This window comes from Alkalimarinus alittae, assembly GCF_026016465.1.
Lineage (GTDB): Bacteria > Pseudomonadota > Gammaproteobacteria > Pseudomonadales > Oleiphilaceae > Alkalimarinus > Alkalimarinus alittae.
Window position 1 is genome coordinate 2,486,673 of sequence record NZ_CP100390.1, and the last position, 14,137, is coordinate 2,500,809.

Annotated in this window: 12 protein-coding genes and 3 tRNA genes; 6 read left to right on the forward strand and 9 right to left on the reverse strand. The window is 42.8% G+C overall.

What is annotated here, in order from left to right:
- Positions 1 to 50: 50 nt before the first annotated feature.
- The 3 genes from NKI27_RS11330 to NKI27_RS11340 all read right to left on the reverse strand — a co-directional run bounded on the left by NKI27_RS11330 (position 51) and on the right by NKI27_RS11340 (position 421).
- Positions 51 to 126: transfer RNA gene (locus tag NKI27_RS11330), tRNA-His, on the reverse strand.
- Positions 127 to 206: 80 nt separating this feature from the next.
- Positions 207 to 283 (reverse strand) — tRNA-Arg (locus NKI27_RS11335).
- Positions 284 to 344: 61 nt separating this feature from the next.
- Positions 345 to 421 (reverse strand) — tRNA-Pro (locus NKI27_RS11340).
- A 240-nt stretch (positions 422 to 661) separates the two neighbouring features.
- Between NKI27_RS11340 and folD the strand changes: the two genes are divergently transcribed.
- Positions 662 to 1,516: a bifunctional methylenetetrahydrofolate dehydrogenase/methenyltetrahydrofolate cyclohydrolase FolD gene (gene folD, locus NKI27_RS11345; RefSeq protein ID WP_265046164.1), complete on the forward strand. Its 855-nt coding sequence runs from the start codon at positions 662 to 664 to the stop codon at positions 1,514 to 1,516.
- Positions 1,517 to 1,594: 78 nt separating this feature from the next.
- On the opposite strand, the gene cysS is transcribed toward folD, so the two are convergent.
- Together cysS and NKI27_RS11355 are read right to left on the reverse strand one after the other, a co-directional pair.
- The gene (gene cysS, locus NKI27_RS11350) at positions 1,595 to 3,001 is read right to left on the reverse strand and encodes a cysteine--tRNA ligase (RefSeq protein ID WP_265046165.1); all 1,407 of its coding nucleotides are present in this window, start codon (positions 2,999 to 3,001) and stop codon (positions 1,595 to 1,597) included.
- Between the two features lie 121 nt (positions 3,002 to 3,122).
- The gene (locus NKI27_RS11355; protein WP_265046166.1) at positions 3,123 to 4,799 is read right to left on the reverse strand and encodes a glutamine--tRNA ligase/YqeY domain fusion protein; all 1,677 of its coding nucleotides are present in this window, start codon (positions 4,797 to 4,799) and stop codon (positions 3,123 to 3,125) included.
- Between the two features lie 237 nt (positions 4,800 to 5,036).
- Here NKI27_RS11355 and NKI27_RS11360 point away from each other — a divergent pair, with 237 nt between their 5' ends.
- Positions 5,037 to 5,534: a peptidylprolyl isomerase gene (locus NKI27_RS11360; protein WP_265046167.1), complete on the forward strand. Its 498-nt coding sequence runs from the start codon at positions 5,037 to 5,039 to the stop codon at positions 5,532 to 5,534.
- Positions 5,535 to 5,542: 8 nt separating this feature from the next.
- Complete coding sequence (locus NKI27_RS11365; RefSeq protein ID WP_265046168.1) at positions 5,543 to 6,274, forward strand: UDP-2,3-diacylglucosamine diphosphatase; 732 nt, start codon at positions 5,543 to 5,545, stop codon at positions 6,272 to 6,274.
- A 62-nt stretch (positions 6,275 to 6,336) separates the two neighbouring features.
- On the opposite strand, the gene miaE is transcribed toward NKI27_RS11365, so the two are convergent.
- Complete coding sequence (gene miaE, locus NKI27_RS11370; protein ID WP_265046169.1) at positions 6,337 to 6,975, reverse strand: tRNA-(ms[2]io[6]A)-hydroxylase; 639 nt, start codon at positions 6,973 to 6,975, stop codon at positions 6,337 to 6,339.
- A gap of 299 nt (positions 6,976 to 7,274) precedes the next feature.
- Between miaE and NKI27_RS11375 the strand changes: the two genes are divergently transcribed.
- Entirely contained in the window at positions 7,275 to 9,863 is a 2,589-nt protein-coding gene (locus NKI27_RS11375; RefSeq protein WP_265046170.1) for a bifunctional aconitate hydratase 2/2-methylisocitrate dehydratase, read from the forward strand.
- Positions 9,864 to 10,098: 235 nt separating this feature from the next.
- Complete coding sequence (locus NKI27_RS11380) at positions 10,099 to 10,584, forward strand: CBS domain-containing protein (protein ID WP_265046171.1); 486 nt, start codon at positions 10,099 to 10,101, stop codon at positions 10,582 to 10,584.
- A gap of 74 nt (positions 10,585 to 10,658) precedes the next feature.
- On the opposite strand, the gene NKI27_RS11385 is transcribed toward NKI27_RS11380, so the two are convergent.
- Positions 10,659 to 11,099: a thioesterase domain-containing protein gene (locus NKI27_RS11385; RefSeq protein WP_265046172.1), complete on the reverse strand. Its 441-nt coding sequence runs from the start codon at positions 11,097 to 11,099 to the stop codon at positions 10,659 to 10,661.
- A 124-nt stretch (positions 11,100 to 11,223) separates the two neighbouring features.
- Here NKI27_RS11385 and NKI27_RS11390 point away from each other — a divergent pair, with 124 nt between their 5' ends.
- Positions 11,224 to 12,210 carry an NAD(P)H-quinone oxidoreductase gene (locus NKI27_RS11390; protein WP_265046173.1) on the forward strand — a complete coding sequence of 329 codons (987 nt, stop codon included), beginning with the start codon at positions 11,224 to 11,226 and terminating at the stop codon, positions 12,208 to 12,210.
- Between the two features lie 82 nt (positions 12,211 to 12,292).
- On the opposite strand, the gene NKI27_RS11395 is transcribed toward NKI27_RS11390, so the two are convergent.
- Positions 12,293 to 13,198 (reverse strand): HpcH/HpaI aldolase/citrate lyase family protein, encoded by a 906-nt coding sequence (locus tag NKI27_RS11395; protein WP_265046174.1) that lies wholly within the window; start codon positions 13,196 to 13,198, stop codon positions 12,293 to 12,295.
- Complete coding sequence (locus NKI27_RS11400) at positions 13,198 to 14,055, reverse strand: FAS1-like dehydratase domain-containing protein (RefSeq protein WP_265046175.1); 858 nt, start codon at positions 14,053 to 14,055, stop codon at positions 13,198 to 13,200. Before NKI27_RS11400 ends, NKI27_RS11395 begins: the two co-directional genes overlap by 1 nt.
- Positions 14,056 to 14,137 lie beyond the last annotated feature (82 nt).

Sequence of the window (14,137 nt, forward strand, 5' to 3'; positions counted from 1 at the left end):
GAACTATACACTAATTTCTAAATTTTAAAAGCCCTAAAAGCATTTAAAATTGGGGTGGGCGACGGGGATTGAACCCGCGACCGCAGGAATCACAATCCTGAGCTCTACCAACTGAGCTACGCCCACCATTACTGTATTTTCTATCTTACTACCATTAACATTTATTACACTAACACTTTCTAAGATCTTGTTTCAAGCCAATTTAATGGCGCGCCCATCAGGATTCGAACCTGAGACCCACGCCTTAGAAGGGCGTTGCTCTATCCAGCTGAGCTATGGGCGCTTAGACCCCAATCCAATAAAGACACATATGATTTTAGCTTTGATTTTTCAATCTAACTAAATGGTCGGGGTAGAGAGATTCGAACTCCCGACATCCTGCTCCCAAAGCAGGCGCGCTACCAGACTGCGCTATACCCCGTCTCGTTCTTCTGTGTCTCAACAAGATGGCGCGAATAATACAGCCGGTTTTAACATCCGTCAACCACTGTATGAATAATTATTTTATAATTTTACATCACCGTTAACCACCCCCCTCTTAATGACATTCTTTTGTGTATAACGATTAATCAACTCTTTTTATTAAGTTGATGGCATGAGAAAATAGATCATCAGCTTTATAAACGTTTCTAAACTTTACTACACAGGCGAAGACACCCACATGAGCGCAAAACTCATTGACGGCAAAGCAATTGCCGCATCAGTCAGAAAAAAAGTAGCTATTGGAGTACAAGAACGAATCAGTAAAGGCCTTAGAGCTCCAGGCCTTGCTGTCGTACTCGTAGGCGAAGACGCAGCCTCTCAAGTCTATGTTAAGAATAAAACCAATGCGTGCGAAGAGGTTGGATTTGAGTCTCGCTCTTACAAACTTGAATCAAATGCCACACAAGAAGAATTAGAAATCTTAGTCGACAGACTAAATGAAGATAGAGAGATTGACGGAATACTTGTCCAACTCCCTCTCCCCAAGCACCTTAATGCAGATAAGATCCTTGAACAAATCCGCCCAGACAAAGACGTTGATGGCTTTCATCCTTTTAATCTAGGCAAGTTGGCGCAACGATTACCCCTTCTACGCCCCTGCACACCAAAAGGTATCATGACACTTCTTGAAAGCACTGGCGAAGCCATTAGAGGGAAAGATGCCATCATAGTAGGCGCGTCTAATATTGTTGGTCGCCCGATGGGACTAGAGTTATTGCTTGCAGGCTGCACAGTAACAACAACCCACCGCTTTACCCAAAACCTAGACCAAAAAGTGGCTTTGGCGGATATCGTCGTTGTCGCCGTAGGCAAACCAGGCATCGTCAAAGGTGAATGGATAAAACCCGGTGCAATTGTCATAGATGTAGGCATTAACCGACTTGATACCGGAAAGCTCGTAGGTGATATTGAATTTGACTCAGCTAAAGAAAGAGCCGGATGGATTACCCCTGTTCCCGGTGGCGTTGGCCCAATGACAGTTGCAACACTTATGGAAAACACACTTTACGCAGCGGATAAACTACATTCATAAAAATCACTCTACGTAAAATCAACAGCTATAAAAAAAGCGCCTAATTGGCGCTTTTTTTATTCAAAAGAGATAATGTACCTACCCCCTCCTCCAAACAGTTCCTTCTTTTCGGTCATCTAGAATCACCCCTTCATCCTTAAGGTAATCCCTAATTCGGTCAGACTCAGCCCAGTCTTTATTTTGTCGTGCATTTACACGATCAATAATCAATTGTTCGATCTCGGCCTCATTAATTGAATCATTACTAAACCCACTACTTGATTTAAGAAACTCCTCTGCATCTAACTGAAGAATACCTAATATTTCTCCTAGCTCACGAAGTAGTTGCGCCAATTGACCAACAGTCGCCTCTCCACTTGCTTTTGCGCGATTTAATTCTTTAACCAAATCAAACATCACCGCTAAAGCAACAGGCGTATTAAAGTCATCATTCATTGCCTTTTTAAATCTTGCTTTATACTCGTCCGCCAAAGCAAGCTCTGACACCCCACCTTCAACCGATTCAACATCCCGCAAAGCCGTATACAGTCGAGACAAAGCAGACTGCGCTTCTTTCAGGCTTTCTTCAGAATAATCAACCTGACTTCGATAATGACTAGAAACCAAAAAGTATCTTACCACTTCTGCTGGATACCGCTCTAGCACATCACGTATGGTGAAGAAATTACCAAGAGACTTAGACATTTTCTCTTTATTAACTCGAATTGCACCTGCATGCATCCAGTAGTTAACATATTTTTTACCTGTTGCCCCTTCTGATTGAGCAATTTCATTTTCATGATGCGGAAACGGAAGATCAGGCCCACCACCATGAATATCAAACGTATCACCTAAGCAACAAGTAGACATAGCTGAACACTCAATATGCCACCCAGGTCTGCCAGCTCCCCAAGGGCTATCCCAGCTGACCTCATCTTTTTTAACTGATTTCCAAAGCGCAAAATCTCTAGGATCCTTCTTTGCATCTTCGACACCTATTCGTGCACCAGCAAGTAATTCTTCAGGATTCTTCTTAGATAACGCACCATACTCTGGAAATTTATCCACCGAGTAATACACATCACCATTACTAGCCGTATACGCAAAACCATTATCAATTAACTGCTGTATCATCGAGATGATCTCAGCAATATGTGATGTGGCTTTTGGCTCAATGTCAGGCTTTTTAACGCTTAAACGTGCTTCATCTTCATGCATCGCCTCAATAAAGCGCTCAGTTAATGAGGTAAAAGACTCACCGTTTTCGTTGGCCCGATTTAAAATTTTGTCATCTATATCCGTTATATTACGCACATAAGTGACATCGTAACCCTGAGATCGCAAATAACGTACAATCACATCAAATGAGACTAGCACTCTCGCATGCCCTAAGTGGCAATAGTCATACACAGTCATGCCACACACATACATCTTTACTTTATTTTCTTCAATCGGCGTAAAGATATCTTTCTTGCGTGTTAACGTATTAAATATTTGAAGTGACATTAATCAAAACCCTAAATTAACAACAATTACTCAGAGGCAAAGCCTCACTAATAATGAAACTAAACGTAGATGCTGGCAAATTAAGCTAGCCGCCTTTCACCAACTTCAAAAAATCAAGAAACTACTTACTTGCCCAGGTGTCTCTTAATCCAATTGTCATATTGAAGACCGGTTTGCCGGCAGCATGGTCATAACGATCAGCGACAAAGTACCCCTCACGCTCAAACTGAAATGAGGTTTCAGCCTGACAATTAGCAACTGAAGGCTCAACAATGGCAGTTATAACCGACAAACTATCAGCATTAATATAAGTCATAAAATCCTCATCCCCCTGATCAGGCGACTCATGATTAAACAGCCTATCGTAACGCCTGATCTCAGCAGGAACACCGTACTTTTCTGACACCCAATGAATAACGCCTCGTGGTCTTATACCCTCTGGTGCGTCATTGCCAACAGTATCCGGAATTAGAGAAGCATTAATCTGAGAAATTTCGCCACTCTCATCCTTAACCACCTCATTTGCCTTAATAATGTAAGCGCCTCTCAGGCGAACCCATTCACCCAACACTAACCGCTTAAATTTCTTTCTAGAAAGTGAGCTATCTTCGTTAAAATCACTGCGATCAATCAAAAGCTCTCGTGTGAAAGGTAGAGTGCGCTCTCCAAGCTCTGGCTTACTAGGGTGAGACGCTGCAACCATATCCTCAACTTCACCTTCAGGGAAGTTAGTAATAACAACCTTAAGCGGATCCATTACACACATCGCCCTTGGCGCATTATCATTTAGGTCGTCTCTGATTGCTCGCTCTAGTACCGACACATCAATGACACTATTACTTTTACTCACCGGCACCATATCGCAAAATGTTTTTAATGAAGCAGGTGTATACCCTCTTCGACGCATGCCTGAAACAGTCGGCATTCTAGGGTCATTCCAGCCATTAACAAACCCACTATCAACAAGTTGCTTGAGTTTACGTTTACTCGTAACCGTATAGTTCAAATTTAATCGGCCAAACTCATATTGTTTAGGCTTGCTAGGAACCGGTAAATTTTCATGGAACCACTCATATAACGGTCTATGATCTTGAAACTCAAGCGTGCAAATAGAATGAGTTATACCCTCGATTGAGTCTTCTTGACCATGGGCAAAATCATAACTGGGATAAATACACCATTTATCTCCCGTCTGATGATGCGGCACCTTTCGAATTCGATAGAGTATTGGGTCACGAAGGTTCATATTAGGGGATGCCATATCAATCTTCGCTCTAAGTACACAACTCCCCTCTTCAAGCTCACCTTTTCGCATCTTATCGATCAACAAAAGATTTTCTTCAATTGAACGACTGCGATAAGGGCTATCTTTACCTGGTTTTGTGGCCCAACCGCGATACTCACTAGACTCTTTAGCAGACAAGTCGCAAACATACGCCTTGCCTTCTTTAATAAGATGAAGTGCCCACTCATAAAACTGGTCAAAGTATTCAGAGGCATACTTAACATCACCGCTCCACTGATAACCCAACCAACGCACATCTTCTTTTATAGAATCAACATACTCCTGCTCTTCTTTTTCAGGATTCGTGTCATCAAACCTCAAATTGCAATCACCGCCAAACTCTTTAGCCATACCAAAGTTCAGCCAAATTGAGCGCGCATGACCAATATGGAGGTAACCATTGGGCTCAGGTGGAAAGCGGGTCACTATCTTTGACTGTTTACCCGCCTTTACATCTTCTTCAATAATATTTCGAATAAAGTTGCTTGATGCTTTAATTTCAGAGGTAGCCATAGTTTTTACTTATTTCGTGCGTAATTAGTGGAAGCAGAATAGACGCTTAAATGGATTGTGGGACATTATATACAATAAAAAATAACAATACTTGGGCAGTTTTAACTTATGATCGCCCGATTTGCTTACAAACAGCCATTTTTTTTATCTCCCATATTCACTACAATACAAAATCAACAAAAGGATGAGTACTCTCATTTTCCATATTTGGCACTAAACACAAAATAGGTAGCATCGATGATTGAATTAAAGACCAACTTTGGCGACATCACTCTTGAGCTTGATTACGAAAACGCGCCCGTAACAGCCAAGAACTTCGAACAAAATGTTCGCGATGGTTTTTATAACGGCCTAATTTTTCATCGAGTGATCAGCAACTTCATGATTCAAGGCGGCGGTTTTGGCCCAGGCATGACACCACAAGAAACGAAAGCCACGATTAAAAATGAAGCTAACAACGGCTTAAGTAACTCAAATGGCACTGTTGCCATGGCTAGAACAATGGACCCACACTCTGCTTCAGCACAGTTTTTCATTAACGTGAAAGACAATGGATTCTTAGACCACACATCAGAGACAACTGAAGGCTGGGGATACGCAGTATTCGGTAAAGTAACTGACGGTATGGACGTCGTAGAAAAAATTAAGAATGTTCAAACGACAATGGCAGCAGGCCACCAAGACGTCCCTGTAGAAGACATTGTTATCGAATCTGCTCAAGTTATCGAAGACTAGGACGGTTAATGACAACCCTATTTATCTCAGATCTTCACCTTGAGGAGAAACGCCCCGAAATTATCGAGGCGTTTTTTAACTTTCTTGATACGAAAGCGCAAGGTATTGACGCACTCTATATTCTAGGCGATTTTTTCGAGGCTTGGATTGGCGATGACGAAAATACCCCCCTGCAATTAAGCGTTAAACAAAAACTTAAAGCGGTGAGCGAATCAGGCACTCAGCTGTTTTTAATGCACGGAAATAGAGATTTCCTCATGGGCCCGTTATTTTGTGAAGAAACCGGTGCTCAACTCTTAGAGGACCCATCGGTCGTTAACCTTTATGGCCAAGATATACTTCTTATGCATGGTGACAGCCTTTGCACCCATGACCTCGAGTACATGAAGTTTCGGAAAAACATGAGAGATGAGCAGTGGCAAACCTTATTTTTAAAACGCAGCCTACCTGAAAGGCAGCTTGTAGCCCAGCAATTACGCACCATTAGCCAAGCTAAAAACAAAGGAAAAGCGCAAGAAATAATGGATGTCACCCCTTCCGAAGTCGTATCTTCACTAAAAAAACACGGTGTTGACATATTGATTCACGGGCATACTCATCGACCTGCAGTTCATAAGTTTGAGATCGATAGCAAAGCGGCAAAGCGAATAGTGCTAGGTGACTGGGATAAATACGTTTGGTACATAGAAGCGAACGACTCAGGTAAAATAGCGCTAATTAATTACCCTTTAGCGAACTAATGCAGCGCGTTCTGGTCATGACAACGACTACCCTATAAGCGCCATGCTTTAAGGGTAGATAGTTACTCACCTACACCTAACCCCTCTATACATTTCTTAACCCCACTATGAAAGCGAAACTGCTCATCCTCACCCAGTATTAAGTTTTTTTCTAGATCAGCAAACTCAGCGACTCTTTCATCTATCGAACCACCCGCAGCATCTCGCGCCAACGTTAAATAATCCTGATAGTGTCGTGCTTCTGACTTAAGCAACGATAAATAAAACTTCTTAAGAGTATCATCCAAATAAGGTGATATTTTTGCAAAGCGCTCACATGACCTAGCCTCTATAAAAGCACCGATAATAAGCACATCAACCAACTGCCCCGGCTCGTTTTTTCTAACATACTTTCGCATCTCTCCTGCATAACGCGAAGCAGACATCCCCCTAAAAGGAATATTTCTTTTTTTCAATATAGCCAAGACCTGCTCAAAATGGCGTAACTCTTCACGCGCTAATCTCGACATTTTAGCCTGCAAATCAAGCCTATCAGGATACCGATACATAAGGTTAATCGCTGTAGACGCCGCTTTTCTTTCACAATGAGCATGATCAATTAGCATCTTTGCTTCATTTTTGAGTGCGCACTCAACCCATTCACGCGGGGTTTCACAAGGTAAAAAGGTATAGATTTCAGATAAATCTTGTTGATGCGACACACACGACCTCTAGAGTTGAAAAACTAAGGGAAGACCCAATATAGATGACATTATATTGCTTAAATATTTGATTAACCACCAAAGTACAACGGCAGACATGTACGAAAGTATGGCAACACACTTAGATTACAATCTTAACATTTTCATTCAAATACTGTAGAATATGGCCGCTTAAAAAAATTAAGACTGATGCATCCCAAACCTAGACGGAAACGTTGCGATTCGGATATATCAATCAACAACTCCCGAGATATCTATACATAGATATCCGGGTTCAGGAACTGATGAGGGTTTAAATTGTGCTAGAAGCATATCGTAAACACGTAGCAGAGCGTGAAGCTGAAGGAGTACCACCTAAAGCGCTTAACGCTGAACAAGTAGCGGGTCTTGTAGAATTACTTAAAAATCCACCTGCTGGCGAAGAAGCAGTTCTGGTTGACTTACTTGAAAACCGTATCCCTCCTGGTGTAGACGAAGCAGCTTATGTAAAAGCAGCGTTCTTAACAGCCATCGTCAAAGGCGAAGCTGAATCTCCATTAGTTAGCAAAGAAAAAGCGGTTGAGCTTTTAGGTATGATGCAGGGTGGCTACAACATCGCTACTTTGGTCGACCTTCTAGATATTCCAGAACTTGCAGAACTTGCGGGTGAAAAGCTTAAAGATACATTGTTGATGTTTGATGCATTCCATGATGTACAAGAAAAAATGGAAGCTGGAAACGCAACTGCAAAAGCAGTTATTGAATCTTGGGCAAATGCAGAATGGTTCACCAAGCGAGACAAAGTTGCTGAAAGCATCAAGATGTCTATCTTTAAAGTAACAGGTGAAATCAACACTGATGACTTGTCTCCTGCTCCTGATGCATGGTCACGTCCAGATATCCCTTTACACGCACGCGCTGCATTTAAGATGACACGTGACGGTTTAACACCTGAAGAGCACGGTGTAACTGGACCGATCAGCCAGATTGAAGAAATTAAAGCAAAAGGCTACCCAGTAGCATTTGTTGGTGACGTTGTCGGTACTGGTTCTTCACGTAAGTCTGCGACCAACTCTGTACTTTGGTTCTTCGGCGATGATATGCCGGGCGTTCCAAACAAGCGCACGGGTGGCGTATGCTTTGGTTCTAAAGTAGCACCTATCTTCTTCAACACAATGGAAGATGCCGGCGCACTTGTATTCGAAGCACCTGTCGACAAAATCAACATGGGTGACGTTGTTGAAATTCGCCCATACGATGGCAAGATTCTTAACGAAGCAGGCGAAACTGTTTCTGAATTCTCATTCAAATCAGATGTTATTTTGGATGAAGTGCAAGCAGGCGGACGTATCCCACTGATCATCGGTCGCGGACTAACAGACAAGGCACGTACCGTTTTAGGTCTTGAGCCAACTCAAATGTTCCGTACGCCAGTAGAGCCTTTTGAAACTAACAAAGGCTACACACTAGCACAGAAAATGGTAGGTAAAGCTTGTGGTGTTGAGGGTGTTCGCCCAGGTCAATACTGTGAGCCTAAGATGACAACGGTAGGATCTCAGGATACTACTGGCCCAATGACACGTGACGAATTGAAAGATCTTGCGTGCTTAGGTTTCTCTGCTGATCTTGTTATGCAGTCATTCTGCCACACAGCGGCTTATCCAAAGCCTGTTGATGTAGAAATGCAACACACCATGCCCGACTTTATTCAAACTCGTGGCGGTGTAGCGCTTCGCCCTGGAGACGGTGTAATTCACTCTTGGTTGAACCGTATGTTGCTGCCAGATACCGTAGGTACCGGTGGTGATTCACATACACGCTTCCCAATGGGTATTTCATTCCCTGCGGGTTCTGGTCTTGTAGCATTTGCTGCCGCTACAGGTGTAATGCCTCTAGATATGCCTGAGTCTGTATTGGTTCGCTTTAAAGGTGAAATGCAGCCTGGCATTACTTTACGTGACTTGGTTCATGCGATTCCTTACTACGGAATCAAGCAAGGTCTTTTGACTGTTGAAAAAGCAGGCAAGATCAACGAATTCTCAGGTAAAGTACTTGAAATTGAAGGCTTGAAGAACCTAAGTGTTGAGCAAGCATTTGAATTATCAGATGCATCTGCAGAGCGTTCAGCTGCTGGTTGTACTATCACACTTGAAGAAGATGCTGTTGCTGAGTACTTAAGCTCAAACATCACCATGCTACGTTGGATGATTGCAGAAGGTTACGGTGATCCACGTACACTTGAGCGTCGTGCAAAAGCAATGGAAGAATGGTTGGCTAACCCAACATTAATGCGTGCTGACAGCGATGCTGAATACGCTCACGTTATTGAAATCGATCTTGCTGACATTAAAGAGCCTATCGTTTGCTGCCCTAACGATCCAGATGATGCTAAATTGCTATCTGACGTTGCAGGCACCAAAATTGATGAAGTATTCGTCGGTTCTTGCATGACTAACATTGGTCACTTCCGTGCTGCAGGTCAGTTGCTTGCTCAAAACAAAGAGCCATTGCAAACTCGCTTTTGGATGACACCTCCAACTAAGATGGATGCATCTCAGCTAATGGAAGAAGGTTATTACAACACATTCGGAACGGCAGGCGTACGTACTGAAATGCCGGGTTGTTCTCTATGTATGGGTAACCAAGCACGTGTAGAAGCAAACAGCACAGTGCTATCAACCTCTACTCGTAACTTCCCTAACCGCTTAGGTGATGGTGCTAACGTTTACCTAACATCAGCAGAACTTGCGTCTATTGGTGCAATCATGGGTAAGATACCAACACCTGCCGAGTACTTTGAGAAAGTTAAGAGCCTTAGCTCCAAGTCTGAAGAAGTTTATAAATATTTGAACTTCGACACGATGGATGCTTACACCAGTAAAGCAGCTACCGCGTCTGTAGAAGACTAAATTAGCTTAGAAATACCTCTTTCCTTTGACCTATTTCAATAGGTCTCTTAGGAAACTAAATACCCGCTTTATTGCGGGTATTTTTTTGTCTTTTGTTTATGTTTTTATGATGATTATTATCCATTTTGAATCACTAACTGTTCGACTCATGAGATCAATCAAATATATTGCTTAGATACACTGCTATTCTACAGGTATCAAAATAAAAATGGACAATTACCAAAGGTAACCTCAAATGGCACTAGTTAAAAAAGTAATGAAAACCAGTCTTGTCACTGCGACTCCAGGCGAGAGTGTTTCAACCGTATGCAAGCGTATGAAAGAAGCTCGTTTAGGCGCCATCTTAGTGGTCGATAATAATCGACTATCTGGCATTTTTACTGAGCGTGACTTGTTGAATCGCGTCGTTTCAGAAGGAGTCGACCCAGCAACAACTTACGTTAGTGAAGTAGCAACCCCTAACCCAATTGTTGTTAAAGACGATACACATATCAAAGAGTGTGCAGAAATACTTCGAGACCAAGGCTTTCGCCACTTACCTGTTATGGATCAAGAAGGAAACCCTGCAGGAATTGTGTCGTCACGTGACTTCTTCCAATACATGGCAAATGAATTAGAGCAAATCATTGACAGAATGCGAGGAACAGATGAACAGGTTGATGAGAGTTTTGATATATACGAATACTTAGGGGCCGGTGGCTGCGGTCTACCACGACTCTAACGTTACTCAGGCAGCGTAGTTATAAACTACGCTGCCGCTAAATGACATGCTGACTAAACTACAGATCATTCTATCTACGCGACAACCACATAGCTCGCTTCTAAGTAGCCACACCTTTTACCTTTTGAACTTATATTCACTATTAACGGGATCCTGACTTTACCCTTACCAGCTAACTGGTTAATAAGTTCATGATCAGTCATTGAAACATCAATATTCGCAGCCAACTCCATTACATCAGTAACCGGGCGATCATAGTGAATAGTGGCCTCTTTAACGACCAACTGACCCGCTGCGCCTGCTACATCCAACCGGTTATGCACTAATGCCCATCCAGTAGCTACGGCTAATGAGTACTGAGCCCCGGCAAATCCAGTACCGTGCATATTACAGTTAGGCTCAAGGGGGGCTGTTGTCTTAATTGAGTCCGGCGTTAATAATGTTACTGTCAACTTCATAAATGCGCACAAGGGTATATGTGTTTGAAGCAAATCATTCATTTGATCAGAATTCATAAATATCCTTAATTTTTAACACCTTAAATGAATATCTTCAAAGTATACACAGTATTGATTAATGAGGGGATATGTTTATGATTAAGAATACATACGCCACCACGATTTTAATGAGTAAAATTAAATGAAATTTATCGACATTCTAGAATTTGGTGCACCAGACGTACTTACGTTAAATACCACAACCCCACCGACACCCCGCCGCAACGAAGTGTTGGTGAAAGTCATTGCTGCTGGCGTTAATAGACCTGACGTTATTCAACGGCAAGGGCTCTACCCAGCACCTCCAGGCGCCTCACCTATATTAGGACTTGAAATAGCAGGCGAAATTATAGCGCTAGGTGATGACGTTAATGATTTGAACATAGGTGATAAAGTTTGCGCACTCGCCAATGGCGGCGGATACGCTGAACAAGTCTGTGTCCCGGCCTCTCAATGCTTGCCGATTCCTAAAGGTCTCTCAATGATAGAGGCGGCAGCATTACCCGAAACATTTTTCACAGTCTGGAGTAATGTGTTTGATAGAGCCCAACTTAAATCTGGAGACTCATTTTTAGTTCACGGCGGCTCAAGCGGTATAGGAACAACCGCTATTCAAATGGCTAAAGCATTAGGCGCCAAAGTATTTACAACAGCAGGTAGTAAAGAAAAGTGCGACACATGTCTCGAGCTCGGCGCTGACATTGCCATTAACTACCATGAAGCGGACTTTGTTGATGTTATTACAGAAGCAACAGAGGGTAAGGGAGTTGATGTTATATTAGATATGGTCGGGGGCGATTATATCCCTAAGAACCTTAAAACTGCTGCGATGGATGGTCGAATTGTTAACATTGCCTTTTTGCAAGGGCCGGTCGTTAAGGCTAATTTTTTACCGATTATGCTTAAACGTCTAACTGTTACAGGCTCAACATTGAGACCTCAAACTGAGGAGGCGAAAGCGAGCATTGCTTTAAATTTAAAAAACACGATATGGCCCTTAATAGAGGCGGGAAAAATTAAACCTGTCATAGCAAAGGTATTCCCACTTACAGAAGCAGCAGATGCCCATCGACTAATGGAGACCAATCAGCATATCGGTAAAATAGTTTTAACTGTGGGTGAAGAATAGTAAACGTTATCGCAACTACGTCGAATGGGTAGACACTAACACGGGCTAATAACCCGTGTTAGCTGAGCCAACATTTAAAACGTTAGCCTTTTGAAGGTGCTATGATTTTTTCATAACGCGTGATAAGTTCTCTGGCACTGATAACAACCGGCATATCAATCATCTTACCTCGATACTCAACTGCCCCTCGCCCTTCAGCCAAACCTTGTTCAAATGCCTCAATTAACCCTTTTGCGTTTTCTACCGCATCAACACTCGGCATAAGTTCTTCGTTTAACACCGTTGCTTGTTTAGGATGTATGCAAAATGCGCCCACAAACCCTAATTGATTCGCAAACTGAATCGTTTTACGGAATGCATCTATATTACTGTAGTCAGCGATAGACCCCGGAAAGCCCAATGGCGAGATACCCACACGTCGACACGCATACGCAATCATTTGGTTAGGCATCAATAACGTTTCAGGTATCGAGTGCATTCCCGCAGAGGCAGAAAAATCTTCAGAACCCAAGGTGACAGAAATAACACGGGGGTGAGCGTCAGCAATTTCATCCAGCTTTGGCAACGCTTCAACCGATTCAATCATCGCAATCAACAAAGTGTGACCGCTCTGAATGCCTCTATCACTCTCAAGTTGGCTTATCTTTTTGGCAATGGATATAACCTGCTCTGCGCTCTCAACTTTAGGAATCACTATCGCGGCGACCGAAGCATCGACAGAGGCCTCTAAGTCTTGGTGTGCCATGCTTTCATCAAGGTTAATCCGTACTAATGCCGCTGCGCCATCAACCGAAACCTGCTTGGCAGCACCGACCACCTTACTTCGAGCAAGCGCTTTTTCCGCTAATGGAACGCTGTCTTCTAAGTCTAGAATATAAGCGTCTGCGCCTCGGGTATGCGCTTTTGCTACAAATTTATCCACATGTACGGGGATAAATAATAAAGAGCGCCATCCAGGGTACGTTGCATGCTTCATTTTATTATCCATTAAACCGCCTCACCCAGTTCTGCATCTATCTTCATGCACATCGCATTATCACTATCAACAGACCATAATTGTAATTTATCGCCTTCACGCTTAGCTTCTACTTTAAACGGTGATGTATCAAACGTTGGTCGCACTGCTCTAAATTTAATACGCGACACTCTATCCTGAGGCACTTCAGCTCTCGCTAACTCTAACAACATAGTCACCAGTAACGGCCCATGAACAACCAAGGCTGGGTATAACTCCTCTTGTACAGCGTAGGTTCTATCATAATGAATTCGATGACCATTAAATGTAAGCGCAGAATAGCGGAACAATAATACGGGGTCGGGTGTGATTGTTTTGCTCCAAGTCGCATCAACAGGAGGCGCTTTAACTGGCGGTAATGGCGCGTCAGCAGCAGGTTGTTCTCGATAAACAATATTTTGTAGCTGACTAATACAAAGCTCATCTTGCTGATAAATTTCGTGTTTAACCGTTACAAAAATTAATGTACCGGTACTACCCTCTTTTAAATCAACAGATTCAATAGTCGAAACGCGTGAAGCGGGCTCACCGATCACCACATGTTTAATATACTGGGCCTCACCTGCTGCCCACATTCTTCTTGGTAATGGAACCGGTGGCAAAAACCCACCCTTTGCAGGATGCCCATCTTCGCCAGTAGCAGATGCCTTTGGCGTCGGTAAAAAGTACATCCACTCCCAAAATGGCGGTAACGAATCCCCTTTACTCGGCAAAGCATCATTATCAAGTGCTGCGGCTAGCGCTTGCGCTGGGAACAACGAAATATCATCGTATAAGGTTTCTTGCTTTCCAATCCATGTTTGTAAGTGTGCGATATCTATTGCTGACATGTCATTGCCTATTTGATTCTTTTAATAATAGTAATAAGTAATATTTTTATAGCCTTGATGCAGTTAAGCGGAATCAGGGTTT